The 26,522-nt window shown below is 65.9% G+C and carries 24 protein-coding genes; 10 read left to right on the top strand and 14 right to left on the bottom strand.

Going from position 1 to position 26,522, the window contains the following annotated elements; translation table 11 throughout:
• Window positions 1–546: 546 nt before the first annotated feature.
• The 3 genes from QTH97_RS14700 to QTH97_RS14690 are packed head-to-tail and all read left to right on the top strand — an operon-like array spanning window position 547 to window position 4,113.
• Entirely contained in the window at window positions 547–1,113 is a 567-nt protein-coding gene (locus tag QTH97_RS14700) for a DUF1266 domain-containing protein (RefSeq protein ID WP_444813438.1), read from the top strand.
• The gene (locus tag QTH97_RS14695; RefSeq protein ID WP_286568962.1) at window positions 1,038–3,959 is read left to right on the top strand and encodes an ATP-binding protein; all 2,922 of its coding nucleotides are present in this window, start codon (window positions 1,038–1,040) and stop codon (window positions 3,957–3,959) included. Before QTH97_RS14700 ends, QTH97_RS14695 begins: the two co-directional genes overlap by 76 nt.
• Before the next feature lie 16 nt (window positions 3,960–3,975).
• Window positions 3,976–4,113, top strand: a complete 138-nt coding sequence (locus tag QTH97_RS14690; protein WP_286568961.1) for a hypothetical protein — start codon at window positions 3,976–3,978, stop codon at window positions 4,111–4,113.
• A gap of 26 nt (window positions 4,114–4,139) precedes the next feature.
• Here QTH97_RS14690 and QTH97_RS14685 read toward each other — a convergent pair whose 3' ends face one another.
• The 5 genes from QTH97_RS14685 to QTH97_RS14665 all read right to left on the bottom strand — a co-directional run bounded on the left by QTH97_RS14685 (window position 4,140) and on the right by QTH97_RS14665 (window position 9,124).
• A complete protein-coding gene (locus QTH97_RS14685; RefSeq protein WP_286568960.1) occupies window positions 4,140–4,781 on the bottom strand; it encodes a response regulator in 642 nt (213 codons plus the stop codon).
• Window positions 4,782–5,083: 302 nt separating this feature from the next.
• On the bottom strand, window positions 5,084–5,593 hold the full coding sequence (gene ssb, locus QTH97_RS14680) for a single-stranded DNA-binding protein (RefSeq protein WP_286568959.1): 510 nt from the start codon (window positions 5,591–5,593) through the stop codon (window positions 5,084–5,086).
• A 74-nt stretch (window positions 5,594–5,667) separates the two neighbouring features.
• Window positions 5,668–6,873, bottom strand: a complete 1,206-nt coding sequence (locus QTH97_RS14675) for an SAM-dependent methyltransferase (protein WP_286568958.1) — start codon at window positions 6,871–6,873, stop codon at window positions 5,668–5,670.
• 89 nt (window positions 6,874–6,962) lie between these two features.
• Complete coding sequence (locus QTH97_RS14670) at window positions 6,963–7,751, bottom strand: DUF1365 domain-containing protein (RefSeq protein WP_286568957.1); 789 nt, start codon at window positions 7,749–7,751, stop codon at window positions 6,963–6,965.
• The gene (locus QTH97_RS14665) at window positions 7,748–9,124 is read right to left on the bottom strand and encodes an NAD(P)/FAD-dependent oxidoreductase (protein WP_286568956.1); all 1,377 of its coding nucleotides are present in this window, start codon (window positions 9,122–9,124) and stop codon (window positions 7,748–7,750) included. The genes QTH97_RS14670 and QTH97_RS14665 overlap by 4 nt, the downstream gene beginning before the upstream one ends.
• Before the next feature lie 38 nt (window positions 9,125–9,162).
• On the opposite strand from QTH97_RS14665, the gene QTH97_RS14660 reads away from it, so the two are divergent.
• Both QTH97_RS14660 and QTH97_RS14655 read left to right on the top strand, forming a co-directional pair.
• The gene (locus tag QTH97_RS14660) at window positions 9,163–9,900 is read left to right on the top strand and encodes a sigma-70 family RNA polymerase sigma factor (protein ID WP_286568954.1); all 738 of its coding nucleotides are present in this window, start codon (window positions 9,163–9,165) and stop codon (window positions 9,898–9,900) included.
• A complete protein-coding gene (locus tag QTH97_RS14655) occupies window positions 9,897–10,553 on the top strand; it encodes a ChrR family anti-sigma-E factor (RefSeq protein WP_286568953.1) in 657 nt (218 codons plus the stop codon). The genes QTH97_RS14660 and QTH97_RS14655 overlap by 4 nt, the downstream gene beginning before the upstream one ends.
• A 13-nt stretch (window positions 10,554–10,566) precedes the next feature.
• Here QTH97_RS14655 and QTH97_RS14650 read toward each other — a convergent pair whose 3' ends face one another.
• From QTH97_RS14650 to QTH97_RS14630, 5 genes are all read right to left on the bottom strand, one after another.
• Window positions 10,567–10,980 carry a DUF2177 family protein gene (locus QTH97_RS14650; protein ID WP_286568952.1) on the bottom strand — a complete coding sequence of 138 codons (414 nt, stop codon included), beginning with the start codon at window positions 10,978–10,980 and terminating at the stop codon, window positions 10,567–10,569.
• Window positions 10,977–11,771, bottom strand: coding sequence for a DUF1295 domain-containing protein (locus tag QTH97_RS14645; protein WP_286568951.1), 795 nt, complete (start codon window positions 11,769–11,771; stop codon window positions 10,977–10,979). Before QTH97_RS14645 ends, QTH97_RS14650 begins: the two co-directional genes overlap by 4 nt.
• Complete coding sequence (locus QTH97_RS14640) at window positions 11,768–12,811, bottom strand: SAM-dependent methyltransferase (RefSeq protein ID WP_286568949.1); 1,044 nt, start codon at window positions 12,809–12,811, stop codon at window positions 11,768–11,770. Before QTH97_RS14640 ends, QTH97_RS14645 begins: the two co-directional genes overlap by 4 nt.
• Window positions 12,812–12,897: 86 nt before the next feature.
• Window positions 12,898–13,971: an AI-2E family transporter YdiK gene (gene ydiK / locus QTH97_RS14635; protein WP_286568948.1), complete on the bottom strand. Its 1,074-nt coding sequence runs from the start codon at window positions 13,969–13,971 to the stop codon at window positions 12,898–12,900.
• A 54-nt stretch (window positions 13,972–14,025) separates the two neighbouring features.
• Window positions 14,026–14,481: a LapA family protein gene (locus QTH97_RS14630; protein WP_286568947.1), complete on the bottom strand. Its 456-nt coding sequence runs from the start codon at window positions 14,479–14,481 to the stop codon at window positions 14,026–14,028.
• 229 nt (window positions 14,482–14,710) lie between these two features.
• On the opposite strand from QTH97_RS14630, the gene QTH97_RS14625 reads away from it, so the two are divergent.
• Window positions 14,711–15,271 (top strand): PAS domain-containing protein, encoded by a 561-nt coding sequence (locus tag QTH97_RS14625; RefSeq protein ID WP_286568946.1) that lies wholly within the window; start codon window positions 14,711–14,713, stop codon window positions 15,269–15,271.
• The gene (locus QTH97_RS14620; RefSeq protein WP_286568945.1) at window positions 15,241–17,718 is read left to right on the top strand and encodes an ATP-binding protein; all 2,478 of its coding nucleotides are present in this window, start codon (window positions 15,241–15,243) and stop codon (window positions 17,716–17,718) included. Before QTH97_RS14625 ends, QTH97_RS14620 begins: the two co-directional genes overlap by 31 nt.
• A gap of 10 nt (window positions 17,719–17,728) precedes the next feature.
• Here QTH97_RS14620 and QTH97_RS14615 read toward each other — a convergent pair whose 3' ends face one another.
• Together QTH97_RS14615 and QTH97_RS14610 are read right to left on the bottom strand one after the other, a co-directional pair.
• On the bottom strand, window positions 17,729–18,544 hold the full coding sequence (locus tag QTH97_RS14615) for a response regulator (RefSeq protein WP_286568944.1): 816 nt from the start codon (window positions 18,542–18,544) through the stop codon (window positions 17,729–17,731).
• A complete protein-coding gene (locus QTH97_RS14610) occupies window positions 18,522–19,244 on the bottom strand; it encodes a response regulator transcription factor (protein WP_286568943.1) in 723 nt (240 codons plus the stop codon). The genes QTH97_RS14615 and QTH97_RS14610 overlap by 23 nt, the downstream gene beginning before the upstream one ends.
• 241 nt (window positions 19,245–19,485) lie before the next feature.
• Between QTH97_RS14610 and uvrA the strand changes: the two genes are divergently transcribed.
• Together uvrA and atpE are read left to right on the top strand one after the other, a co-directional pair.
• Window positions 19,486–22,539 (top strand): excinuclease ABC subunit UvrA, encoded by a 3,054-nt coding sequence (gene uvrA / locus QTH97_RS14605; RefSeq protein WP_286568942.1) that lies wholly within the window; start codon window positions 19,486–19,488, stop codon window positions 22,537–22,539.
• A 138-nt stretch (window positions 22,540–22,677) separates the two neighbouring features.
• Entirely contained in the window at window positions 22,678–22,923 is a 246-nt protein-coding gene (atpE, locus tag QTH97_RS14600; protein ID WP_286568941.1) for a F0F1 ATP synthase subunit C, read from the top strand.
• A 10-nt stretch (window positions 22,924–22,933) separates the two neighbouring features.
• Here the strand turns inward: atpE and QTH97_RS14595 are convergent, their stop codons facing one another.
• On the bottom strand, window positions 22,934–24,247 hold the full coding sequence (locus QTH97_RS14595; protein WP_286568940.1) for a tetratricopeptide repeat protein: 1,314 nt from the start codon (window positions 24,245–24,247) through the stop codon (window positions 22,934–22,936).
• 102 nt (window positions 24,248–24,349) lie between these two features.
• On the opposite strand from QTH97_RS14595, the gene QTH97_RS14590 reads away from it, so the two are divergent.
• Window positions 24,350–25,384: a GlxA family transcriptional regulator gene (locus QTH97_RS14590; protein ID WP_286568939.1), complete on the top strand. Its 1,035-nt coding sequence runs from the start codon at window positions 24,350–24,352 to the stop codon at window positions 25,382–25,384.
• Window positions 25,385–25,389: 5 nt separating this feature from the next.
• Here the strand turns inward: QTH97_RS14590 and QTH97_RS14585 are convergent, their stop codons facing one another.
• Window positions 25,390–26,502: an NADH:flavin oxidoreductase/NADH oxidase gene (locus QTH97_RS14585; protein WP_286568937.1), complete on the bottom strand. Its 1,113-nt coding sequence runs from the start codon at window positions 26,500–26,502 to the stop codon at window positions 25,390–25,392.
• Window positions 26,503–26,522: the final 20 nt, after the last annotated feature.

Genomic DNA, 26,522 nt, shown 5'->3' with positions numbered 1-26,522 from the left:
CTTCATGCTTTTTCCCTTGTCCATCGGCGTCATCCGCGCCGTGCTGACAGGCGAAAACCAAGACTCAAGCGGTCACTGAGAGACAGGCGCGCCAAGCGCCTTCTTTCCTGGCCCTAGCTCCCGCTCCCGAGATAAGCGCTCCGCCCCAGTGTCATCGGGTGAGGGCGATTCGGCGCCCGGTCGACGCGGCGCCAGGTTCGATGCGCCACGTCTCGCGGCTCGGCTCGCAGGACAGGTGCTCATTCGCTTTCGTCGCCCGCCACTGCGCTGATCGGGTGACGGCATCCGGTCAGTGTCAAGCGCCTAGGAATCATCATGAACATGTGGATTGTTGCGATCTCGTTATGGACTCTTCTGATGTGGGCCTTTCTGCGCAGCAGATTGCGCCCCTCCGAAGTCTTGTCGCGCTCCATCGCATTCGAGCCGAAGGAAAAGCTCTCGCCCGAGCAACTCTTCGGGTGCTTGTTGAGCGGGAACTTCGCCCTGCTGATGCGCGACGACTTCAACCAGCTCGCGAGCGCATTGCCTGTGCGCCGCATCAAGAGCTTGCTTGCCGGGCACTGGGGCATCGCCTCGCGTGCCGATTGCCATCGCACCTTGGGCGAAGCACTCCGCCGACTGGGTTGCATGTCGCAAGAAAAAACGCGGGCCATCGCCGCATGGCGGCCGTCCGAACAGTACGGCGAGAACAACGGCGCCAGGCGCGATCGTCGGACCATGGTCGACCGAAGCTCCGAGCCAAGCCATGACCACCGAAGTGTCCTCGCCTGGGATGTGCAGCAACTCGCCTATCTGGTCCGGCTGGCCCTCGCCATCGGCTATGCAACTCGCGACGAAGCAGACAGCTTGCTGGAGACGCTGGCCGCCAGGGCACGGCTGCACTACGCCTCATGGGAAGACTATTCCCTGTCCGCACTGACTGGACTCGGACTTCGCAGCTCCCTCGAAGTTCTCGACCGTGCGGCGGAGTGGACGGAGTACTCGCACACGCATTCAGCCCTGCTGGACAAGCGCTCCCCCGTCAGGAGCGCATCGTCGTGGCACGGCGCAATGCGGGACGCGGCCCGTGGCGCTCGCGCGGTGCGGCCCTGGCCTGCGGCCGCGGCCACCTGAGCCGGATGCCTGGAAGCCGTTCCGCCAATGCCGTCAACGGAGGCGTCATCACGATGGTGTTGACTTGCCTGCTCGGAGGCGCGAGCTACTTCCTTGGCCAGAAGATATCCATCGAGATTCAGTGGATCTGGCTGGCCTCGGGATTGCTTTGCATCATCGGGCTGGCGATCCTCCAGTTCGTGCGTGCACGCCATGTCCAGCGCCGGGGCGACGAACTCCTTGCGATCCTCGATGCCGTGCCCCACATCCTGTTCTTCAAGGATCGGGATTTCCGGTATCGCGCGCTCAACGCGGAGTTCGCGCGCGTGTTCAACCTCGACGCGCAGGCAGCGGTCGGCATGAACGACGAGGAGCTCTTCGGCTCCGAGCTTCAGGAACGCTTCGTGGCGCAAGACAGGGAGCTCATCTCCTCCGGGGAGGCACGTACGTACGATGAGGAAATACAGGTCGACGGCGTGCTGAGGAACATCCAGGCACGCAAGCGGCCGGTGTATGACCGGAGCGGCAAGCTCTGCGGCACAGTGGGCCTGGCGATCGACGTCACCGAGCAGAAGCTGCTGCAGCGCCAACTCGCGGAAGCGCATGCGCGGCTGGACATGGCACTGGAAGGCGCCCAGATGGGCACCTGGGAGTGGAACATGACCACGGGCGAGGTTCACACCGACGAACGCGCCAGGCGCATCCTCGGGCTGAAAGGCAACGCACACGATCTGTCGGCGGTGTTCGCCAGGGTGCATCCCGAGGACGTCGGCCACATCACGCGCCGCATGGAGCATCTCTCCCATGCACGCCGGGATATGGAAGCCGTGGAGTTTCGCGTCCTGGACGATTCGGGCGCGGAACGCTGGGTCGAAGGGTTCGCGTCGCCGAATCGCGTGCGCTCCGGCAAGGTCTACGTGGTCGGGGTCACCCGCGACATCACCGAGCGCCGCACGGGCGAACTGGCATTCGCGGCAGCCAAGGAGCGCGCAGACCGGGCGTTGGGCGAGCTCGATCAGTTCCGCTCGAATCTTGAACTGGCCTTGATCGTCGGCGGCATGGGCGTGTGGCGCTCGGTCACCCGCATGGGCAAGGATACGCAACTGTCCGATTCGGCGTTCATGGACACGGTCATCACGGCCGACCAGAAGATCCGCGAGATCTACGGCCACGAACCCGATGCCGTCATCACCTACCGCGATCAGTTCCAGCTATTGCATCCGGATGATCGGGAGCGCGTCGCGGCGAACGTCCAGGCAACGTATCGGCAGAACAAGGGCGCCTATCGCGACCAGTTCCGGATCCGCAGCCGCGGCGGCATCGTCCGCACGCTCGACGTGCGGGGCATCCTGAGGGTTGCTTCGGAGGGAAGCGGCGGCACCCTGATGATCTCCTTCACTGGAATCGCGAAGGACATCACCGAGGAAGAGAAGCTCAAGGCCGACCTGGTCGCGAAGGCCGAGGAAGCCCGCCTGGCCGTCGAGGCCAAGCGCGCGTTCCTCGCGATGATCAGCCACGAGATCCGCACGCCGCTCAACGGGGTGCTCGGAATGATCGACCTGGTGCTCGACAGCCGCCTCGCCGACGAGCAGCGCGCGATGCTGGACCGCTGTCGCGAGTCTTCGCTCGAACTGCTCACCATCATCAACGACCTGCTGGACTATTCGAAGATCCGCGCGCGCAAGCTCGACCTCGAGAATCGGCCGCTGCGACTGACGGCACTCGTCGACGACGTCTGCGGCAACTTCATCGCCGAGACACGGCTGAAGTCCATCAGCCTGCACTCCAGCATCGATCCACGACTGCCGTTGTTCATCATCGGCGATCCGGTGCGTCTGCGGCAGGTGTTGACCAACCTCGTCGGCAATGCCGTGAAGTTCACCGAACGCGGCGGCGTGAAAGTCAAAATGCGCAAGGGAGCAGACGGCCGGCTGCAGATGACCATCGAGGACTCCGGCATCGGCATTGCCCGGGAGGCCATGGACGCGCTCTTCGAGCCGTTCGCACAGGCCGACATCACGACCACGAGGCGCTACGGCGGCACGGGGCTGGGTCTCGCCATCGTGAAGCAACTGGTCACCCTGATGCAAGGCAGCGTCGAATGCGACAGCGAGGCGGGCCGAGGCACCCGCTTCACGGTGATGCTTCCGCTGCAAGCCTACTCGACGGCAGGCTCGGCCGCGGATGAAATCCCTGCCGACGGCGCAACGAGGGGTGTCAAACCGATCGCGCGGGGGCAAAAGCTGTTGCTCGCCGAGGATCATCCAATCAACCGGGAGGTCATCACGCGTCAGCTCGTCAAACTCGGCTTTGAATGCGACTGCGCGGAGGATGGAGAGGAAGCGTGGGAAAAGCTCACATCGCCCGGTGCGAGTTATTCAATGCTCCTGACGGACTGTCACATGCCGCGACTCGACGGCTACGGACTGACCAGGCGCCTGCGCGACTTCGAGATGCGATTCGGCCTCCGCCGATTGCCGACCATCGCGCTGACCGCCAACGCCCTGCCGGGCGAATCCGAGCGCTGCATTGCGGCCGGGATGGATGCTTATTTGTCCAAGCCATTGCAGATGCATGCGCTGCGAGATGAACTGATGAAGTTCACGCCCCCGGGCCAGGCTTCGCACGCAGCGGCATCGGCCGTCCAGGCATCTGAAGCCACGGGATCGGAAGCCGCCAACGCCTACCCGACGCTCGCATCGCTGTGCAAGGGCAACGCCCGCGAAGTCGCGAAGGCTGTTGCGCCTCTTCGTCGATGCCACGTCGAAGGACCTGGAGGCGATGGAGCGGGCAACGGAGGTCTGCGACCACGTCAGCCTTCGACAATTGGCGCACCGCTTGAGTTCGGCCTGCCATCAGCTCGATGAAACAAAGGCTGTTGACTTGCTGCAACTCATCGAGCACCTGGAAGAAACCGGGGGAGCCGTCGTCCTGGCTTCCGTGCGCACGCTCTACGTCATGGCGCGACAAGAGGTCTGCTCGGCCCTTGCCCGTGCATCGGAGTTCATCGGGCGCGCTTGACGAACCCGGCGCTCCGCGCGCCGGGCTCAGGCATTCATTCCGTGCTCGCGCGCGTAGACAAAGATGTCGTAGTCGTTCTTGAGACCGAGCTTCAACATGGCGACGGTCTTCTGGGTGCTCACCGTCTTGATGCTGCGAGCCAGTCGCTCGGAGATGGCGGATACCGTCAAACCCGACGCGAAGAGCCGCAGGACCTCGACCTCCCGAAGCGACAACTGTGTCGAGGCCCCGTAGTTGATCTTGTTGGGGTTCTCGAACAGCCCTTTTCGGAATGCAGCGCTGACGTACTCCCGCCCACCGGAGACTGCGTCGATGGCCATGACGACCTCCGAGATGTCGGAGGCCTTGTCGACGAGGCCTCGGACGCCGACTTCCAGCATGCTGCTGTGAACGCCAACGTTGGCCATCATCGTCAGGACCACGATGGGCAGATCGGGAAAATCGCGCCGAAGGCGCTGAAGCAGACCGAGGCCGTCCGACGCCTGCCCACCCGGCATCGAGAAGTCCGTGATCAGCAGATCGGCCGGCGTTTCCTTCAACACGCTCAACAGCGTGTCCGTCGAATGGGCTTCGGCCACCACCGAGAGGTCGCGCCTGTCCTTCAGCAACATCCGGACTCCACCGCGAATCAGTGGGTGGTCGTCAGCAATGACTATGCGCAGTGTCACGGGAATTGGGCCGGCCTTGAAAATCGGCGATGTTTCTGGAAATGATGCTGCGCGCTCGATGTGTTTCAGATCGCAGATCCATTCCTCTGATACACGCCAGGCTCTCGTTGCCGAAAGCCAGCAGGGCGATCGTACCTCTCCGGAGGTAATCGCTTGTCGCGTAGCGATTCACTGGGTGAATACTTTCTTCTGCCGTGAAGAACTACACACCCAGCCCGGGCCGCCTCGAATCGTCCTCGTGGCTGCAAGAGCGGCCCATGCCTTTCCGGGCACTGCAAGTTGCAAGCGCCCGGTGGCGCAAATCAGAAGGGAATGTCGTCGTCCATGTCGTCGAAACCTGACGACGACTTGGCCGGTGCCTGACGGGGTGCGGGAGCGGGCGCGCGGGGTGCCGCCGCGGCGGGCGGGCGCGAATAGCCGCCTCCGCCTTGCGAGTAGCCGCCGTCATCGTCGCCGCCCGAGGGGCCGCCCTGGCCCTGGCGGCTGCCGAGCATCTGCATCTGGTCGACGCGGATGTCGGTAGCGTACTTCTCGACGCCGTCCTTGTCCGTGTACTTCCGAGTGCGGATCTGGCCTTCGACGTAGATCTGCGAGCCCTTGCGCAGGTACTGCGCGGCGATTTCGGCGAGGCGGCCGTTGAACACGAGACGGTGCCACTCGGTGGCCTCGCGCATTTCGCCGCTTTGCTTGTCCTTCCACTTGTCGGTCGTGGCCAGGGTCGCGTTGCACACCTGATCTCCGCTCGGGAACGTGCGTGTTTCCGGATCGCGTCCGAGGTTGCCGACGAGGATGACTTTATTGACCGATGCCATATGCGCTGCCCCTGAGATATCAGAAGTCCAAGAAAACGAAGGATTGAACCAACGAGTCTACCTCGCCGACCCGGTCACCGGCGGGCGGCGTCGGGCGCAAGGTCGGGCGGGGGCGCTTCGGCATGCGCCAGGGTATAGAGGCCGACATCCACCCTGCCGGCGCGGAATCCGGCCTCGCAATAACAGAGGTAGTACTCCCAGAGCCGCCGGAACGAGGCGTCGAAACCAAGCGCCTCGACTTGCGGCCAGGCCCGCAGGAACCGCAGCCTCCACTCGGCGAGGGTCAGGGCATAGCTCTCGCCGAAGCACAGGTCCCGGACGAGTTCCAGGCCCGCGCGCCGGGCCTGCGCCTGCAGGGCGGCCGCGGACGGCAGCATGCCCCCCGGAAAGATGAAGTGCTGGATGAAATCGGCATGGCGCCGGTAATGATCGAAGTGCTCGTCCGCGATGGTGATCGCCTGGACGACGGCAACGCCGCCGGGCCTCAGGCGCTGCCGCAGCGCGTCGAAATAGACGGGCCAGTAGCGCTCGCCCACGGCTTCGACCATTTCGACGGAAACGATCCGGTCGTGCAGCCCCTGGACGTCGCGGTAGTCCTGCAAGCGGGCATCGATCCGATCGGCCAGCCCCAGTTCGCCAGCGCGCTGCCGCGTATGCGCCAATTGTTGCTTCGACAGCGTCAGCGCCGTGACGTGGACGCCCTGGCGCCGGGCGAGCGCAAGAGCGAGCGCGCCCCATCCGCAGCCGATTTCCAGCACCGTCGCGCCGCCCCGGAAGTCGAGCAGCTCGACGATTCGGTCCAGCTTGAGCGCCTGGGCTTGCTCCAGGGATTCGCTCCCCTGGGCGTAGAGCGCGCTCGAATAGATCATCTCCGGATCCAGCCACAGTGCGTAGAAGGCGTTGCCCAGGTCGTAGTGGAACGCGATGTTCCGCCGGCTCCCGCTGCGCGAGTTCACACGGGCGAAGTGCATGAGGCGGCCCAGCCAGCGCGCCGGCCATGAAGCGTCCAGCGCGCGGCCCCAGCCGGCTTCGTTGCGCAAACCCAGTTCCAGCAGTGCGGACAGGTCCGGGCTCGACCAGTCCCCGTCGCGGTAGGACTCCGCAAAGCCGATGTCTCCCCGCAACAGCAGGCGCGCGAGAGGTCGCCAGCGATGCAGCGTCATGGCTGCGTGCGGCCCTGCCAGTTCGCCATGGCCATCGACGCGACTGCCGTCGGGCAGTTCGATCGACAGCGACCCGGCACTCAGCCTCTGCAGCAGGCGCTCCAGCAGCCGCCGCAAGGGCCATCTGACCAGTTCCGACGGCAGGAAAGCCCTTCCGCGGCGTGGGCTGCCCTGCCGGAGACCGTTCGCGCCCGACGACGAGACGCTCATCGCTTCGTCGGCCCGACGATGGTGACCGCCCGCGCCGGCGCCGCCGGGTGCCGGTGCAGGCGCGCCCCCTTGAACCACAGGCGCAGCGCCTCCCAATGAATGGCGCCCATGACCTTGATCGTGAGCAGAGGATGGGAGAAGAACGCCAGCAACAGGGCGGCGTCGCTCAACGCACGCCGGCGGGCGTCGAAGCATGCCGTGAGCACCACGCCCTCGGGACCTTCGGCGTCCACGCCAATGTGCAGACCCTTCCGTTCGCTGCCCGGCGGCTCGACGCGAAAGCGGTAGGCCATCTCCATCGCGAGAAAGGGCGACACATGAAACTCCTTGGCACAGCGCTGCTCGATGCGCTCGGCATGGCGCTCGGATGCATCCACCGGGATCAGATAGCTGTGCCGCTCGCCGAAGGTGTTGTTCACCTCGTAGAGGATGGCCTGCACGCCGCCGTCCGGGCGCTCGCAGAAATAGACGCTCAGCGGGTTGAACGCATAGCCGAGGATGCGCGGCATGCTCAGCAGGCGGATGGAACCGCCGGCAGCCAGGCTTGCCGCGGCCAACTGACGCTCCACATGGGCCCGCAGGCCGCGACCGTCGCCATAGTCGCGCTCATGCAGGCTGAACAGGTTGAAGCGGTTGAACGAGAACAGCCGAAGCTCCCGCCCGAGTTGGGGGAGTTCATCCAGATCGATCAGCAGCGAGAACATGCGATAGCGCAGGCGATGCCGCGCCGGTCCCGATCGCCGGTGCATCACGGAACCTGCGTAGAGCGCGCTGCGGCTGCTCATGCGCTTGCCGCTTCCGAGATCGAACCCAGGCGGATGCGGGCGGACTCGTTCGCGACGGTCCAGGGCCGGCGCACGCCACCGAAGGCTTCGGCCACCGCCAGGCCGGCCTGCAATCCGTCCTCGTGAAAACCCGCGCCGAAGTAGGCGCCGCAGAACCAGGTCCGAAGCCGTCCCTGTAGCGACCAGAGTTCGCCCTGCGCGCGGATGGCCGCGCCGTCGAACAGCGGATGCTCGTAGATCTCCGAGTGAACGAGATGCTCGCGTCGCGGCTCGTGCGGGGGGTTGAGCGTCAGGAACAACGGCGTTTGTTCGGGAATCCCTTGCAGGCGGTTCATCCAGTAGGTCACGCACAACGCGGACGGCGCGCGACGACGGGCGGCATAGTTCCAGCTCGACCACAGCGCGCGGCGTTGGGGCATGAATGAGGGGTCGCTGTGCAGCAGTGCGCGGTTGCGGCTGTAGCCGAATGCGCCCAGCACGCGCGACTCGTCGGCACTGGCGTCGGACAGCAGGCGCAGCGCCTGGTCGGCATGGGTCGCGATCACGACGTGATCGAAGCGCTCGGGCTCGCACGCTTCGTCGGTCAGGACCCCGACCCCCCCGGCATCGCGACGGACTTCGACGACCGGGCAGTCCAACCGAAGGCGATCGCCCAGAACCTGCGTCATGCGCTCGACATAGCGGCGACTTCCGCCCCGCACCGTGCGCCAGGCGGGGCGCTCCGCCAGGTGCAGAAGCTGGTGGTTCTCGCAGAAGCGTATGAAGGCCTCGGTCGGATAGGCGCCGATGCGATCCGCGGAGGTCGACCAGATCGCCGCCGCCATCGGATAAAGGTGATCCTCCCGGAACGCGCGCCCATAGCCGCGCATCCGGAGGTAGTCGTCGAGTGGCATCAGGCCTACGACGGCGGCATCGGCCGGCGCCCGGCGATAGAAGCGGACGATGTCGCGCAGCATCGACCAGAAGCGCGGACTGCACAGGTTGCGGCGCTGTGCGAAGAGCGTCCGCAGGCTGGTGCCGGCGTATTCCAGAGCGCCATCGTCGAGGCTGACCGCGAACGACATCTCGGAAGCCTGAGTCTCGACACCCAGGTGGGCCAACAGCGCGGCGAGGTTCGGATAGGCGGCCTCGTTGTAGACGATGAAGCCGGTGTCGACCGGAACGGGCCCACCCGCGGACGGCGCCTCCACCGTGTTGCTGTGGCCACCGGGACGGCTGTCGGCTTCGAACACGGTCACGTGATGTCGCCGTGCCAGCAGCCAGGCCGCCGACAGGCCGGAGATCCCGCTTCCGATCACAGCCACGTCCAGCGCGGCGCCGTCCGGAACGATGGCGGGCGGTGGATGCCATTCAGGCGCGGCAGCGAAGCTCATGGGGCCATCCTCGAAACTCCTTGTTGCAGGATTGGTCCTTGTACGCAAAGGCCGGCCCCCTGGATCATTTTTTCGGACCCCGTGATCTAATTTCGCCAGTCCTGCGTAAGAGCAGCATGAATACCGTCCGACCGTCATCGGGAGTGACCGCGATGCAGATCCGGCCGCGATCGCCCTACCTGTCGGTTGTGACACCCCACCAGGGCCGGGGAGCGATGCCGACCATCGAGGAATTGAACGCGCTTGCCAGGGCTGTAGCGCTCGACGCCGACCGGGAAGCCTTCGCGGCCCTTTTCAAGCACTTCGCGCCTCGCGTGAAGTCCTACCTGGTGCGATCGGGTACCGCCGAAGGCCTGGCCGAGGAACTCACCCAGGAAGCGATGGTGAGCGTTTGGCGCAAGGCAGCCATGTTCGACCCTGATCGGGCCAGCGTCTCGACCTGGATATTCACCATCGCGCGCAACCTTCGCGTCGACCACTTCAGGCATCACGGCCAAGGACTGGTCGATGGGGGCGACCTGGATTGCGACGCCATGCCCAGTGACCTGCCGTCGCCCGACGAGCAGGCCCATGTCAAACAGCGCGAGATCGGCGTGCGCGACGCATTGCGGCACCTGCCCGAAGAGCAGGCGCAGGTGCTTCGCCTTTCCTTTTTCGAGGAACAGCCCCATGCCCAGATCGCAAGCGAACTGGGCATTCCGCTCGGCACCGTCAAGTCGCGGGTGCGCCTTGCCGTGAACCATCTGCGTCGCTTGCTCGACCAATTCGAACCATGATCCTTCACCATCCCGCCGAAGACCTCCTGCTGGCATTTGCAGCAGGCCAGCTTTCCAACGGCCATTCCCTGGTCATGGCCAGCCACGTCGAGGGCTGTGCGCATTGCCGTGAGCGTGTGCGCCTTTTCGAAGCAATGGGCGGCGCCATGCTGGAAGAGCTGGTGCCTGAAGTGCTCGAGTCCCAGGCGCTGGCGCGCACCATGGCCGCGATCGATACACCGCCTCCAGTCGTGACGCCCCCGGGTGCGGGCCCGGGCATGCGCGCCGAACTGCCCGAAGGTCTTCCATGGCCGCGCGCACTCCGGGGCTGCACATCCACGCGCTGGCGCTGGCTCGGGCCGGGAATGCGCTGGAGCCGTGTGACGCTTCCCGGTGATGACGCGGCCAACGTGTTCCTGTTGCGCATCGGCGCGGGCAAGATGCTGCCGCAGCACACGCACAGCGACTCCGAACTCACCCAGGTGCTCTACGGAACATTCCACGACGGCCGCGCACTGTTCGGTCCGGGCGACTTCGACGAGACGGACGGCAGCATCCGGCACCAGCCCACGGTGGAGGCTGCCGGGGAATGCGTCTGCCTCGCTTCGGTCCAGGGCAAGGTGCTGTTCGATGGCGCAGTCGCGCGGATGCTGGGCGCGCTGGTCGGCATGTAGGTCGTGCACGCCTTCAATCGCGAACAAGCTTGCGCGTCATGCCGTAGGCGACGGTCGCCGATGTCGCAGTGAGCAGGCTGCCCCAGACCAGGTCCACCAGCGTCACTTGCCAGGGCCAACCCTTGAGCGTGGCCTGGTTGGTGAGATCGTAGGTTGCATACGCGACGAGCCCCAGGAGCGCGCCCAGCGCGAAGGCCGAGCGCCAGCGTTCCCTGTTCAGCGCCGGTGCAACGACGAACACGACGATGCCGGCGAAATAGATTGCATAGAACGCCAGGGCCGGGCCGATTGCGAATCGCTCGAGCATCATGTTCCCCAAGGCCGGGCGATAGAGGCGATCGGCCATCGTGAACAGCCAGACCGCGTCGAGCGAAAGAAAAGTCACTGCCGTGGACAGGTAGGCGATGGCGTTGCGTCGGAAGGTCATGGATGTGGTGGCCCAGGGATGAAGGCGTTGGTCCGCGAGGCGTATTCCCGGTAGCCGGGACGGCGTTCGGCGATGTTCTTTTCGAGCAGGCTCACGCCCGATACTTTCAGCAGCAGGACCGTCATCAGGACCGGAGACACAAGGCTCCAGGCCCCGCTCCAGCCCGCCCCTGCCATCGCCATGAGCCACAGGCCCCACCAGACGCAGGCCTCGCCGAAGTAGTTGGGATGACGGGTGAAGCGCCACAGTCCCCGGTCCATGACCTTTCCGCGGTGCGAAGGATCAGCCTGAAAGCGCGCCATCTGTGCGTCGCCGACCGTCTCGAAGACGATCCCGAAGGCCGCCAGCGCGAAGCCCGGTGCATCGAGCCATCCCGCGGATCGGTTGGCCGCCATGCCGACCAGCAGAGGAGCCGACACGGTCCACGCCAACACCGCCTGCAGGCCGAAGACCAGATAGAGACTCTTCCATGCGAAGCCAGGCTGGTTGCGCTCGCGGATCTCCCGGTATCGCCGATCCTCGCCGCGACCCCTGTTGCGCCAGGTGATGAAAAGGCTCAGGCGCAGCGCCCAGGCCAGCACGAGCACCAGCATCCAGAGGCCGCGCCGGCCCGGCGCGGGCAGAAGTGCGAAGTACACGACCCCGGCGCCAGCGATGAAGAAAGACCACGTGCGATCCACAAGGCTCACGTCGCGGCGCGCGAGGCTCGCGAGCCATGTCAGGCCGGCGAACGCAAGGGCCACGGCCAGGCCCGCCAGCGCGATGCCGAGTTCCGATGACCGGCCTGTCATTCGCGCTTTTCGAACAGGTAGTGGCCGACCCACCATTGCCGCCCGGCGTCATAGCCGAACAGTTCGGACACCGACATGAAGAACAGGCGCCAGCGCATCCACCATGCGCCCGCTTCGTCGCCATAGATGCCGCCGAACAAGGGCCACAGTTCGCTTCGGCGCTCGTCCATTTGGCGCAGCCAGGCTTCGGCGGTGCGTTGGTAGTGCGTGCCATCCCAACGCCAGCGTCTCGCCAGGCGAAGGTGATCCTGGAAATGCAGGGCCAGGTCATCGCTCGGCATCATTCCGCCCGAGAAGAAGTGCTTGCTCATCCAGTCGCTCGCGTCGCGCTCGACGAACGGATACGGCGCCTCGCGGTGCGCGAAGACGTGCAAGAAGAAGCGCCCGTGCGGCCGCAGCCAACGCGCCACGTGGGCAAAGGCGCGCGGCCAGTTGCGCAGATGCTCGAACATCTCGATCGACACGATCCGGTCGAATCGCTCCGCGGTGTCGAAATCATTGAAGTCGCGCGTGATCACGCAGACGTTGCACAGGCCGCGCTCGATCGCCTGCGCCTCGATGTACTCGCGCTGGGCGTGCGAGTTCGAGACGGCCGTGATGAGGCTGAGGGGGTAGCGCTCGGCCATCCACAGGGTCAGCGAGCCCCAGCCGCAACCCAGTTCCAGCACTTGCTGGCCATCGACCAGGCCGGCGCGCTCACAGGTGACCTGGAGGGCCGCCGCCTCGGCGTCCGGCAGCGTGTCGACGCCCTCGGGCCAGTAGCAACTGCTGTACTTGCGATGTGGACCGAGCACGGCGCCGAAGAACTCGGCGGGCAGTTCGTAGTGCTGCTCGTTCGCCTTCCCGGGCAGCAATGCCAGTTCGGCGGAGCGGATCTCGTCCGCGAACGCCTGGGTCAGTTCCGCAGTCGCCGCCGCATCGCCGCTGTGCAATTCCGCGAGGCGTGCTTTCAACAACCGACGAATGCCCAGGCGCACCACCCGGTCGGGAACCATGCCCTGTTCGACCCAATGGATCGCAACGGCGGCGTTTTGCGGCATGCGCGTCTCCGTGTCGGTGACACACGGATGCGTGTGCCGGCAGGACGTATACGCATCGCCGATCCATTTGGATCAGCGAGCCCCGCTCAGCGCCCGGCCTCGCTATCGGGTGGATCGGCGTCCGCGAGCCAGGCGTCGATCAGCGTATAGGACACGGCCAGCATGACCGGTCCCACGAAGATGCCGACCAGCCCGAAGCCGAGCAGGCCGCCGATGACGCCGGCAAAGATCAGGAGCAGGGGCAGGTCGGCGCCACGCTTGATGAGCATCGGGCGCAGGAAGTTGTCCATGGTGCCGACGATCAGCGTCCACACCCCCAGGAAGATGCCCCAGCCGGTCGAGCCGTGCCAGAAGACCCAGATCGCGGCCGGCGCGAGCACCAGCGTCGGTCCGATCTGGATGATGCACAGCATGAACATCACCGCCGTCAGCAGCGCAGCGAATGGCACGCCGGCAATGGCGAGCCCGATGCCGCCCACCACCGCCTGGACGATGGCCGTGACGCCCACGCCCAGCGCCACCCCGCGGATCGCCTTGCCGGCCAGGACGACGGCGCCCTCTCCGCGCGGCCCCCCGAGCCGGCGGCCGAAACGCAGGGCTTCCGCCGCGGCCGTCTCACCCTGGGCGTACATCACGCCCGCAATGACCACGGTCAGCAGGAATTGCAGCGTCAACGCACCCACGACGCCGGCCTGCGAAAAGAGCCAGCCCGTGACCTGCTTGGCATAAGGCGTGACCTTGGCCTCGACGCCGGCCACGCCCGAAGCCACGAGTTCGTCCCAGGCCAACGTCAGCTTGGGGCCGATGAACGGCAGGCCTCCCACCCACCCCGGCAGTTGCGGAGGGCCCTGGCTGATCTGCAGCCTGAACCAGTCGGCGACTTCGTCCGCGTTGGCGGCAATGGTCGAGATGGCCAGCGTCAGCGGCAGCACGAACAGCAGCAGCAGGATCAGCACCATCACCAGCACCGCGAGGCTGCGACGCCTCCACAGCCGGGCCTCGAACCATAGCAGTGCCGGCCACGTGGCCACCACGACCATGACTGCCCAGATCGTCGCGCCCAGGAAGGGGCGAAGAATCCAGAGGGACGAGCCGATGAGCAGGACGATGCTCAGTACGCCAAAGGTGATCTTGGCAAGGTCGGAGCGAGGATCGGTCATGAGGGTCACCAGTTTCTTGGACAACCCGCAGTTTGCTTGAGCGCGGGCTTGCCGTTAAGCCTTCAGTGGCTCGGCGCGGCTGGAAATCGCGCGCTCCAGCAGTTCGGAGCGCAGTTTGATCGAGGCCTCGACCTGCTCCACGCGCGCCAGCAGCGAGGCATGGCGCTCGGCATTGCGCTCCGTGTGGGTGTTTTCCTGCGCCTCCAGGAAGTTGCGCAGTTCGGTGAATCGCGAAGCCTCCGCCTTGTCGGCGAGCGTGCGCTGGGCCTGGATCTCCTTCGATTGCCGGCGCGTTTCGAGCAGCATCGAGCTCTGCAGATACACCACGTAGGTCGCGGAGACGACGACCAGGAGCCCCGTCAGCGCCAGCATGACCAGCCCCAGCGGCGCTGTCATGCGCATGAAGCCGAGCGACATGGCGACCGGCGCGGCCAGGACGCCCCAGTTCAAGGCGGCCAGGGCCGCGATCAGCACCATGACGATGAGCAACACGCCCGTTCTTAGTCCCATTGCATACCTTCTTCGTTTCTTGCGTTGTAGAGAGCCGAACCGGCGATCGGTCCAGCGGACCTCTGACTTTAGAAACGCCGCTCCCGCGCGTCTACGAGACCGGTCTGGTACTACGAACGACCTTTCGAGCCGCCGCCAGGGAAGCTTCGGTCCAGTGTCGATGTGATGGTGGCCGGAGCGAGGATCGATTAGTCTCGTTCTGCATTTGTCCAACGGACGCGGAGCTTCCATGACCCCAAAGGTCCGTCGAATCATTCGGACGCTCGACGGCGGTGTCGGCACCATGGCGCTGACCTGTCTGCTCGGTGTGGCGAGCTACTTCGTCGGGCAGCCGTCGGCGATCGAACTGAGCTGGTTCTGGGTGGCGCTGGGCTCGCTCTGCATCGTCAGCCTGGCCGTCCTGCAGTACGTCCGGGCTCGCCGGGTACAGCGCAGGGACGATGAACTGCAGGCGATCGTGGATGCGGTCCCGCACGTCGTTTTCTTCAAGGACACCCAGTTCCGGTATCGGACCCTGAATGCGGAGTTCGAGAAGGTGTTCGACCTCGATGTGGACACTGTGCTGGGCAAGACCGACAAGGAAACCTTTGCGCCCGAGATCCAGGAGCGCCTGGCGTCCCAGGACCGCGAACTCCTCGCGTCGGGAGCGGCCCACACGTACGAACAACAGGTCGTGTTCGGCAGCGGCGGCCTGCGCACCGTCCAGACGCTAAGCGCCCGGTCTTCGATCGCCGCGGAAAACTTCTCGGCATCGTGGGCGTGGCGATCGACGTCACGGATCAGCGGCTGATCCAGCGTCAGCTGGAGGATTCCAACGTTCGACTCGGCATTGCGCTCGAAGCGGCGCGCATGGGCTTCTGGGAATGGAACCTGGCAACCGGCGAGATTCGCGCCGACGAGCGCGCTCGCGAGATCCTTGGCTTCGACGACACCATTCATGATGCGACCGCGGCATTCGCCAACCTGCACCCCGATGACGTCGACGGCATCATGGCGCGCATCGAAGTCGTGCGCACACGCAAGGAGATTGCCGCCTACGAGTTCCGGGTCATCCATCCGTCCGGCGAGGAGCGCTGGGTGGAAGGCTTCTCCTCGATCGACCGGGCACGGGGAGGCTCCGACTACCTGATCGGCGTCAATCGCGACATCACCGAACGCCGCCGCAGCGAACTCGAACTCAATGAAGCGAAGCGGAGAGCCGATCGGGCGCTCGCCGAACTCGAGCTGTCCCGAAACAACCTGGCGCTGGCGCTGAGCATCGGAGGGTTGGGCGTGTGGCGATCCTTGACCGTGTTGCCCAGGCGCGCCCAATTGGCGGATGCGGCATTTCTCGACACCGCCCTCACGACGGATGCGAAGGTCCGCGAGTTCCTCGGTTGCGAAGAGCGTGCGGTCATCACCTACCGCGATCTGCTCACGATGCTGCATCCGGAGGATCGCGATCGCGTTGCGGCACGGCTCGACCTGACCTATCGCCGCAGACAGACGGCCTACAGCGACCATTTCCGCGTATGCAGCCGTGACGGCGTGGTCCGCACGCTCGATATGCAGGGCAGCATGACGAGGCGCGTCCACGGTGACGGCGACACCGTGGACATCTCCTTCACGGGCATCGCCAAGGACATCACGAAGGAAGAAGCACTCAAGACCGACCTCATGGCCAAGGCCGAGGAAGCGCGATCCGCCGTGGAGGCCAAGGCGCACTTCCTCGCAATGATGAGCCACGAAGTTCGCACGCCGCTCAACGGCGTGCTGGGGATGATCGATCTTGTCATCGACACGCCGCTGACGGAAGACCAGCGAAGCATGCTGCTGCGAAGCCGGGAATCATCCGTTGCCCTGCTCACGATCATCAACGACATCCTCGACTTCTCGAAGATCGAGGCGCGCATGCTCGCTCTGGAGCGTCGGCCGCTGTCGCTGGACGGACTCATCGAAGACGTGTGCGCGTCGATGGCGCCGGAAGCGAATCGCAAAGGGATTCGACTCGATTGCAAGGTCGATGCAGGGATTCCCCCTTTCATCGTTGGCGATTCCGTGCGTCTGCGGCAAGTGCTCACGAATCTCATCGGCAATGCGGTCAAGTTCACCCACCAGGGCGGTGTCAAGGTCGAGGCGCGTCGGATATCGGACGCGCAGTTCGAGTTCGCGGTGGAAGACACCGGCATCGGCATCGACCCGCGCGTGACGAAGTCGCTCTTCCAGCCCTTCCGGCAAGCCGACGTTGCCACCACCCGGCGCTATGGTGGCACCGGGCTGGGACTCACCATCGTCAAGCAGTTGGTCGAGCTGATGCAGGGCCGCATCGATTGTCAAAGCCGGCTGAACGCGGGCAGCCGGTTCGCGGTGACCTTGCCGCTGCATGCGTGGATTCCGAGCGCGGCTTCGGCGCATGGCCATGCGGCGGCCAACCCTGCTGCATCCGACGAATCGACCCGGCCCTCCACCGGGCACAAGGTTCTCCTCGCGGAAGACCATCCGATCAATCGGGAAGTCATCACGCGGCAGCTCTCCAAGCTCGGCTACGAATGCGACTGCGCGGAGGATGGCGAGCAGGCGTGGGACAGCCTCACCTCGCCAAGTGCGTCCTATTCGATGCTGCTGACGGACTGCCACATGCCGCGGCTCGATGGGTACGAACTGACGCAACGCCTGCGCGACCGCGAGGCCAGGCTGGGACTGGCGAGGCTGCCGATCGTCGCGCTGACGGCCAACGCATTGCAGGGCGAGGCCGAGCGCTGCATCGCGCTTGGAATGGACGCCTACATGTCCAAGCCGTTGCAGATCGACGACCTTCGCAAGACGCTGGCCGAAGTCATGCTGAGGCAGCCGGCGTCGAATGCCGCCGAGCGAGCGCCAGGGGCAACGGATTCAGCCAAGGCGGGGTCGAAACCCGCCTACGAAGACCTCGCGGAACTGTGCGGAGGCGACCTCGGCAAGGTCGCGAAGCTGGTCGACATCTTCGTAGCGGCGACCTCGGAGGACTTGAAGGCGATGGATCGGGCATTCGAGGCCGGCGACCATGCCGTGCTGCGACAACTGGCGCACCGGTTGAGTTCGGCGTGCCACCAGCTCGGCGAATCCGGCACGGTCACCCGGCTGCGGGCGATCGAGCACATGGAAGAACCGGACGACTCCCGGCGGACGGACGCGCTGCGCCAACTCTACGATGCCGCCAGGAAAGACTTGTCTTCGGTGCTGGAGCGCGCGTCGGACTTCACGCGCCGGCAGGCCTGAGTCCAGGGGCTCAGGAAATCATGCCGTTCTCGCGCGCATAGGTATAGATGTCGAGATCGCTCTTCAGACCCAGCTTGACCATCGCGTCCGATTTTTGCCGGCTCACTGTCTTGATGCTGCGCGACAGGCGCTCGGCGATCGCCGTGACCGTCATGCCTGATGCGAACAGTCGCAGCACTTCGACCTCGCGCGGAGAAAGCCGGGCCGACTCCCCCGCTTTCAGGTTGAACTCGCTTTCGAACAGGGTCTGCCGGAATGTCGTGCTGACGAAGGTCTGGCCTTGTTGCACCGCCTGGATCGCGAGAGACACCTCGGTCATGCCGGCTGACTTGTCGACCAGGCCGCGCACGCCCGTCTCCAGGATGGTTCCGTGCACGGCCGCGTTGGAAATCATCGTCAGGACGATGATCGGCATGGCCGGATGGTCGCGCCGGATTCGCTGGATCAAGCCCAGTCCGTCGGCCGTCTGACCGCCAGGCATCGAGAAATCGGTGATGAGCAGGTCGGCGGGCGTGTCACGCAATGCCGACAACACCTGTTCAGGCGAATCGGCCTCGGCGACGACGCTCAAGCCGCGATCTCCTTCGAGGAGCATCTTGACGCCTGCACGAATGAACGGATGGTCGTCAGCAATGATCAAGCGCAGCGTCACGATCCGATCGTCCTTTTGAAGCGTTCCCGAAAACCGTCGCATGCAATAAGCCCGCCCGGCTCGAAGGCTGCAGGAACTATCAGACCGAACATCCTCCCTTGTCAACCGGAGGTTCAAGTTCGGCGCTGGCGCCTGGAAATAACGCGATTGCTCAGGTAACCAGATGATGTGCACGAGAAAAATCGACCAGTTCCACGAGCGTGGAGATGCTCAGTTTCTCGAAGATGCGCGTCTTGTAGCCGCTGATCGTCTTGTTGCTGATGAGCAGCGTGTCGGCGATTTCCTTGTTGCTCAGACCACGAGCGAGGTATTGCAGAACCGTCAATTCGCGATCGGACAGGCTCTTGATCAAGGTGCCGGGCTTTCCGTCTCCGAGGACCGCCTGGTCCTTCAGTACGGAAGTCGCGAACATGCTGTAGCCGGCCAGCACGGTGTAGGAGGCCTGGACGACACGTTCCAGGTCTTCCGTCTTGCTGATGAAGGCGTTGGCGCCGGCTTTCACGGCCCGGGCGCCGAAAATCGATTCCTGCTGGCCCGAGAGGACAAGCAACTTGGTCTGGCGCTGGAGCTTCCTCACGCGCTCGATGACATCGAGGCCGTTCAGGCGCGGCAGGTCGACATCAAGGATCACCAGGTCGGGCTGATGTTCGCGGATGGTGGCGAGCGCCGACGGTCCATCGGCCGCTTCGGCCACCACGCTGAAATCGCCGGTCGCCTCCAAGGCAGACCGGACGGCCAGCCGGATGGCCGGATGATCATCGACTAGAACGACTGAGTGCATTTGTATCCCCTGGGTTGAAAAATTGACCCATGCTGCGCATCCACAGGGATGAATCGGTTCGATGTCCGAACCGCCCGGCTGGCCCTTTGACATGGGCGTGGCTTCCGTGTGAACGCAAGTCATGGCTCGCAGGCGCCGAAGCATAGCGGCGACCTCATCAGCCCGACCGTATCGGGGACCCTTTTCAGATTTTTCCGAAGAAGCTTTCAAGAATATTCCTCGAATCGGGATCAATTGCACCCCGGCGGCCGCTCCGTCCTGCCCGACGATTCCTCGCGCAGGCCCCGAAATCCCCGGGGACTTATCATGTCCGGTTGCCCAGGACCGACCGCCCGTGAATTCCCCCTCCGATGACGCCTACCTCGGCGCCGTGCTCGCGCAGCAACGCATCAGCATCCGCGGCGCGCGCACGCACAACCTCAAGAACGTCGATCTCGACATTCCGCGCAACAAGCTGGTGGTGATCACCGGCCTGTCCGGCTCGGGCAAGTCGAGCCTGGCCTTCGACACCCTCTATGCCGAAGGCCAGCGCCGCTACGTCGAGAGCCTCTCGGCCTATGCGCGACAGTTCCTGCAACTGATGGACAAGCCGGATGTCGATGTGATCGAGGGCCTGTCGCCCGCGATCAGCATCGAGCAGAAGGCCACCAGCCACAACCCGCGCTCGACCGTGGGCACGGTGACCGAGATCCACGACTACCTGCGGCTGCTCTACGCCCGCGCCGGCACGCCCTACTGCCCCGACCACCACCTGCCCCTGCAGGCGCAGACGGTGAGCCAGATGGTGGACGCGGTGCTTGCCATTCCCAACGAGCCGCGCCTCATGATCCTGGCGCCCGTCGCGCGCGAGAAGAAGGGCGAGTTCCTCGAACTCTTCGCCGAGATGCAGGCGCAGGGATACATCCGCTTCCGCGTCGATGGGCAGACCTACGAGTACAACGACCTGCCCAAGCTCAAGAAGACCGAGAAGCACGACATCGACGTGGTCATCGACCGCCTGCGCGCACGCCCCGACATGCAGCAGCGGCTGGCCGAGAGCTTCGAGGCGGCGCTGCGGCTCGCCGACGGCCGCGCCATCGCACTCGAGATGGATGCACCTGCGAGCGAGCCTGAATCGGCGCCTGCGCCGAAGCCTGCACGCGAACATCTCTTCAACGCCAAGTTCGCCTGCCCGATCTGCCACTACTCGCTGGCCGAACTGGAACCCCGGTTGTTCTCCTTCAACTCGCCGGTCGGCGCATGCCCGAGTTGCGACGGCCTCGGCCACCGCGAGTTCTTCGACCCTGCACGCGTGGTCGCGTTTCCGTCGCTGAGCCTCGCGAGCGGCGCCGTCAAGGGCTGGGACCGCCGCAACGGCTATTACTTCAGCATGCTGGAGAGCGTGGCCAAGCACTACAAGTTCGACATCGACAATCCCTTCGAGGAACTGCCCGCCTCCATCCAGCAGACCGTGCTTCACGGCTCCGCGTCGGAAGAGATCAAGTTCACCTACGTGATGGACAGCGGCCAGCAGGCCGGCAAGAAGCTGGTGCGCAAGCATCCGTTCGAGGGGATCATCCCGAACATGGCGCGCCGCTATCGGGAGACCGACTCGACGATGGTGCGCGAGGACCTCTCGCGCTTTCGCAACATGCAGCCTTGCCCCGACTGCGAAGGCACGCGCCTGCGGCGCGAGGCGCGAAACGTGTTCCTGGTCGACGACACCGGCCCCGAGCCGCAGCGCATGGCGATCTACGAGATCAGCCGCGCCACCTTGCGCGAGAGCTTCGCGTACTTCCAGAAGCTGCACCTGCGCGGCGCCAAGGCCGAGATCGCCGACAAGGTGGTGCGCGAGATCGGCCTGCGGCTGAAGTTCCTGAACGATGTCGGCCTCAACTACCTGAGCCTGGACCGCAGCGCCGAGACCCTGTCCGGCGGCGAGGCGCAACGCATTCGCCTCGCCTCGCAGATCGGCTCCGGCCTCACGGGCGTGATGTACGTCCTCGACGAGCCGAGCATCGGCCTGCACCAGCGCGACAACGACCGGCTCATCGGCACGCTCAAGCATCTGCGCGACATCGGCAACAGCGTGATCGTCGTCGAGCACGACGAGGACATGATCCACGCGGCCGACCACGTGATCGACATGGGCCCGGGCGCCGGCGTGCATGGCGGGCGCGTCATGGCGCAGGGAACCTACGAGCAAGTCGCGGCCAGTCCGGAGTCGCTCACGGGCCAATACCTCGCGGGCACCAAGAAGATCGCGGTGCCTCAACGCCGCACGCCATGGCTGCCGGTGGTCGCCAAGCCGGCGTTCAACGAGGGCAAGAAGCCGTCGCGCTTTCCACAAAGCCCCGCGGCGGAGCGGCGCGCGGCGCGTGAAGCCGCACATCTGGCATCGCAAACGGACCTGCAGGAAATCCGCGTGATCGGCGCGTCGGGGAACAACCTCAAGAGCGTCGACGTGGCTTTTCCCGTCGGACTGCTGACCTGCGTGACCGGCGTCTCGGGATCGGGCAAGTCCACGCTGGTCAACGACACGCTCTACGCCGCAGTGGCACGCACGCTCTATCGCGCGCACGAAGAGCCCGCCGCGCACGAGGCGATCGAAGGCATCGAGTACTTCGACAAGGTCATCAACGTCGACCAGTCGCCGATCGGCCGCACGCCGCGCAGCAACCCTGCGACCTACACCGGCCTGTTCACCCCGATCCGCGAGCTGATGGCCGAGACCAACACGGCCCGCGAGCGCGGCTACGGACCGGGACGCTTCAGCTTCAACGTCGCGGGCGGGCGCTGCGAGGCCTGCCAGGGCGACGGCGTCGTCAAGGTCGAGATGCATTTCCTGCCCGACGTCTACGTTCCCTGCGAGGTGTGCCACGGCCAGCGCTACAACCGCGAGACGCTGGAAGTGCAATACAAGGGCCGGAACATCGCCCAGATCCTCGACATGACGGTGGAGACCGCGCACGACTTCCTCAAGGCGGTGCCCACCATCGAGCGCAAGCTGCGCACCCTGCTCGACGTCGGCCTCAGCTACATCAAGCTGGGCCAGGCCGCGACCACGCTGTCGGGCGGCGAGGCGCAGCGCGTGAAGCTTGCGCTCGAACTCAGCAAGCGCGACACGGGCCGAACGCTCTACATCCTCGACGAGCCGACGACCGGCCTGCACTTCGCGGACATCGAGTTGCTGCTGAAGGTGCTTCACCAGTTGCGCGACGCGGGCAACACCATCGTGGTGATCGAGCACAACCTCGACGTGATCAAGACCGCGGACTGGCTCATCGACATGGGGCCGGAAGGCGGCGCCGGCGGCGGCACGGTGGTGGGCGTCGGTACGCCCGAGGACATCGCGGCGAACGAGGCGAGCCACACCGGGCGCTACCTGAAGCGGCTGCTGCCGGGCTGAGAAGACGGCGCCGCTGCCCGGCCATGACCTGCGAGGTCATCGACGCCGCGCAGGCGCTCGACGACATTGGATGCAAGCCGGAGCCAGGGCGGCGCCGGCAGCAACCAGGCCGAACTTCCCAGGCCACGAAAGAGCACCATGACCTCAGGTTTCGACATCCTCCCCCTCGCCGTCGCGCTTCTCATCGGCATCGCCGCCGTGGGCTCCTGCATCGGCATCGGCATCGTCGGGTCGAAGCTTCTCGAAGGCACGGCCCGGCAGCCGGAACTCAAGGACACGCTGCAGACGCTGTTCTTCCTGATCGCGGGCGTGACCGACGGGGCCTTCATCATCGCGACCGGCATCGGCCTGTGGTTCGCCACGGCCAATCCCTTCCGGGGCTGACGCGCGGCGCTCAGGCGGCCTTGAGCAGGCGCTCGTGGCGGGCAACCTGCACAACCGGGGCCTTCCGAGCCATCCCCTCGCTGCGCAGCGCCTTCCACAGCGCGGTATCGCCCGCGCGGCGAGATGCCTCGGTCGCCGTCAGGTAGATGAGACTGCGCTGCGCCTGGCTGCCGCCGAAGCCGCGCGTGTCAGGCAGCAGAGGCAGGAGAAGATCCGCGCAATGCGCGTACCGGCCCTCGCCGAAGGCCATCACCGCTTCGCACAGCGTGCCCGCTTCGTTCCACCAAGGTGCGGGCGCAGTCGGCGGCACGGCTTCGATAGCGCGGCGCGCGGTCTCTATATAGGGGGAATGGCCGTCGCCCACGAACGCCAGCAGCGCATGCACGTCGTTGAAGACCGACCATCCCCATGCCGCCTGATCGCGCCAACGTGACGCCAGCGCGGCCCATCGCGAAGCCACGTCGACGCCGCGCAGTCCGAGCCGCCACAGGAGTGCGCTCGCGTCGACCAGATCCATCGCCATCGATGCGGCGCCCGGCGCGATCGCGCGGTCATAGAGCGCCAGCGCGGATGCGTGGTCTTCGTTCCACAGATGCATCAGCGCGAGATGCCAGTGGTTGTGCACTGCGAGCGCGTTGCCTTGCTGCCAATGCGCCGTGCCGGTGGTGAGCCAACGGATGCCTTCGTCCACCCGGCCTTGCATCTCGTACACATGCGCGACCGCATGCACGGCCCAGGTGTCGTGCGGATTGAGGTCCAGCGCACGCCGGCCCAGTGACTCGGCACGTGCGTACTCGTTGCACTCTTCCAGCCCGAAGGCATGCATGCCGAGTACGTAGCCATAGCCCGCATCGCCTTCGCTCCACTGCCCGAGCGCGCGGCCGATGCGGTCGCGCAGCATGGTGGGCTGGCCGAGCACGAGATCGCTCATGTGCGTGAGCTGCAGCGCGAAGAGATCGCGCGGGTGGTCGATCACATGGCGGTCGAGCAGGCGATGGGCGCGGCCCAGATCGCCTTCCGCCCACAGGTGCAACGCTGCCTGGAACGATTGGTCGCGCGCGGTGGGCGGGCGGCCACTAGCGGCGGCCGCCTCCAGGCTCGCGCGCGCCGCTGGCAGCAGTTGCGCATCGAAGGCGCTGAGCATGAAGCCGGTCATCATCAGGTGGCCCGAGACGAAGTCCGGGTCCGCTTCCAGCGCCGGCTGCAGCACGGCGACGGGGTCGAGACGCAGGCTGTTGAAGAGGTCGAGCGCATGCTCGTAGACGGCCACCGAGGCCGGCCGGTCAGTGGAAAGTGCTTCCCCTCGCGCATCATGCTGATTCATCGCCGCTCCTTGAATGAATGACGGGACGAGCGTAAGTTCGGATCGCGCAATCGCCCGCAGCGATTCCCGCAACAAGCCTGACGATTCCGCCAACCGCCGACGATGCCCGCCGACCACGGTCTTCCGCAGATCGCCATCCTGGTCACGCCCGAGAGCGCGGCCTCGGTGGTCTACGGCATGTTCGACCTTTTCAAGTGCGCGGGCCGAGACTGGCCGATGGTGGTCGGCGGCGAACCCGGTCCCGCGCTGCTCGACCCGGTGATCGTCAGCAGGCGGGCCGGTGTCGTGCACGTCGCCAACGGCGTGCCGATCGAGGCACACCACGGCCTTGGCGAGGTCAGCGAACCTGCGGTGGTCTGCGTGCCGGAACTCATGATCGCGCCGCATAGTCCGCTCGACGGCCTCTTCGACGCCGAGGTCGATTGGGTCCGCCGTTGCCACGCCAGCGGTGCGCTCATCGCCACGGCCTGCTCCGGCGCGATGCTGCTGGGCGAAGCGGGCCTGCTCGACGACGAGGATGCCACCACCCACTGGGCCTTCTGCGAGGTGATGCAGCGCCGCTATCCGCGCGTGCGCGTGCGGCCGCAGCGCGCGCTGGTCGCCTCGGGCGACGGGCAGCGCCTGGTGATGGCGGGTGGCGGCAGCTCGTGGATGGATCTCGCGCTCTACCTGATTGCGCGCTGCGCCGGCATCGAGGCCGCGATGCAGGTCGCGCGGATCAATCTGATCGACTGGCACCACGTGGGCCAGCAACCCTTCGCGCGCGTGGGAAGCACTCGCCAGGTGGAGGACGCGGTGATCGGCCGCTGCCAGGCCTGGATTGCCGACCACTACGCGCACCCCGCGCCGGTCGCAGCGATGACGGGGCACAGCGGGCTGGCGGAGCGGTCGTTCCAGCGCCGCTTCAAGCTCGCGACCGGCATGACGCCGATGGAGTACGTGCAGACGCTTCGCATCGAGGAAGCCAAGCACCTGCTGGAAACGACCGTCGATGGCATCGAAGCCATCGCCGGGGAAGTGGGCTACGACGACGCGGCCTTCTTCGGCCGCCTCTTCCGGCGCAGCGTGAACCTGACGCCGGCGCAGTACCGGCGGCGCTTCGGCGGCATGCGGGCGGCGCTCGCGGGCTCTGCCTGAGCCGCTCAGCGCTGCCCGATGCGGGTGTCGCCGAACAGTGCCTTCAGTTCGCGCGGCTGGGAGCGCCAGTACTGCCGCGGCGCCTCGACTTGCGCCCCCAGTTCAGCCGCGGCGCGCCACGGCCAGTGCGGCTCGAACAGGATCGCCCGGGCCAATGCGACCAGATCAGCTTGACCCGCCGCGACGATGGCCTCGGCCTGCGCCGGCTCGGTCACGAGCCCCACCGCGATGGTCGGCAGGCCCACCGCCGCCTTGACGCGCTCGGCCATCGGCACCTGGTAGCCAGGCGACAAGGGGATCTTCTGCTGTGGCGACACGCCACCCGACGACACGTGCATGAAGCTGCAGCCGCGCTCTGAGAGGGCCTTGCCGAACGCGATGCTCTGCTCCGCATCCCATCCGCCCTCCACCCAGTCGGTGGCGGAAATGCGCAGGCCGACGGGCATGCGCGGCGGCACGGCGGCGCGCACCGCATCGAACACCTCCAGCGGGAAGCGCATGCGGTTCTCGAGCGAGCCGCCATAGGCATCGTCGCGCTGGTTCGAGACCGGCGAGAGGAACTGATGCAGCAGGTAGCCATGCGCCGCATGCAGCTCGATCGCGTCGAGGCCCAGGGCGTCGGCTCGCTGCGCCGCGCGCACGAAGGCGGCCTTCACGCGAGACAGGCCTCCGGAATCGAGGGCGACGGGCGGCGGCTCGCCAGGCGCATGCGGGAGGGCGGACGGGGCCTCCGTCTGCCAGGCACCTTCGTCCGGCGTCAGGCATTGCCCGCCTTCCCACGGCGCATGGCTCGACGCCTTGCGGCCGGCATGCGCGAGCTGGATCGCCACCGGGATGCGCGAATGGCGGCGGATGGCGGCCAGCACGCGCGCCAGCGCCGCCTCGTTGTCGTCGGAGTAGAGGCCGAGGTCGCCGGGGGTGATGCGCCCGGTCTCCTCGACCGCAGTGGCCTCGATGATGAGCAGCCCTGCGCCGGACAGCGAGAGCTGCCCGAGATGGATCATGTGCCAGTCGCCGGCATTGCCGTTCTCGGCGGAGTACTGGCACATCGGCGCGATGACGATGCGGTTGCGAAGCTGCAGAGGGCCGAGGGCGTAGGGCGAGAACAGGACACTCATGGCGGCGACCGGAAGGGAAT

Origin of the sequence: Variovorax gracilis (assembly GCF_030317115.1) — a bacterium.
In the GTDB taxonomy this organism is placed as follows: Bacteria; Pseudomonadota; Gammaproteobacteria; order Burkholderiales; family Burkholderiaceae_C; genus Variovorax; species Variovorax gracilis.
Note: the sequence above shows the minus strand (reverse complement) of the source record. Positions and strands in the feature narration are given on the sequence as shown.

Bases quoted from the DNA above. Each gene is read 5' to 3' on its own strand.
- QTH97_RS14640 (WP_286568949.1), bottom strand. From the start codon at position 12,811: ATGCCGCAAAACGCCGCCGTTGCGATCCATTGGGTCGAACAGGGCATG.
- QTH97_RS14630 (WP_286568947.1), bottom strand. From the start codon at position 14,481: ATGGGACTAAGAACGGGCGTGTTGCTCATCGTCATGGTGCTGATCGCG.
- atpE (WP_286568941.1), top strand. From the start codon at position 22,678: ATGACCTCAGGTTTCGACATCCTCCCCCTCGCCGTCGCGCTTCTCATC.
- QTH97_RS14590 (WP_286568939.1), top strand. From the start codon at position 24,350: ATGCCCGCCGACCACGGTCTTCCGCAGATCGCCATCCTGGTCACGCCC.
- QTH97_RS14665 (WP_286568956.1), bottom strand. From the start codon at position 9,124: ATGAGCTTCGCTGCCGCGCCTGAATGGCATCCACCGCCCGCCATCGTT.
- QTH97_RS14655 (WP_286568953.1), top strand. From the start codon at position 9,897: ATGATCCTTCACCATCCCGCCGAAGACCTCCTGCTGGCATTTGCAGCA.
- QTH97_RS14670 (WP_286568957.1), bottom strand. From the start codon at position 7,751: ATGAGCAGCCGCAGCGCGCTCTACGCAGGTTCCGTGATGCACCGGCGA.
- QTH97_RS14625 (WP_286568946.1), top strand. From the start codon at position 14,711: ATGACCCCAAAGGTCCGTCGAATCATTCGGACGCTCGACGGCGGTGTC.
- ssb (WP_286568959.1), bottom strand. From the start codon at position 5,593: ATGGCATCGGTCAATAAAGTCATCCTCGTCGGCAACCTCGGACGCGAT.
- ydiK (WP_286568948.1), bottom strand. From the start codon at position 13,971: ATGACCGATCCTCGCTCCGACCTTGCCAAGATCACCTTTGGCGTACTG.
- QTH97_RS14645 (WP_286568951.1), bottom strand. From the start codon at position 11,771: ATGACAGGCCGGTCATCGGAACTCGGCATCGCGCTGGCGGGCCTGGCC.
- QTH97_RS14595 (WP_286568940.1), bottom strand. From the start codon at position 24,247: ATGAATCAGCATGATGCGCGAGGGGAAGCACTTTCCACTGACCGGCCG.
- QTH97_RS14585 (WP_286568937.1), bottom strand. From the start codon at position 26,502: ATGAGTGTCCTGTTCTCGCCCTACGCCCTCGGCCCTCTGCAGCTTCGC.
- QTH97_RS14650 (WP_286568952.1), bottom strand. From the start codon at position 10,980: ATGACCTTCCGACGCAACGCCATCGCCTACCTGTCCACGGCAGTGACT.
- QTH97_RS14610 (WP_286568943.1), bottom strand. From the start codon at position 19,244: ATGTCAAAGGGCCAGCCGGGCGGTTCGGACATCGAACCGATTCATCCC.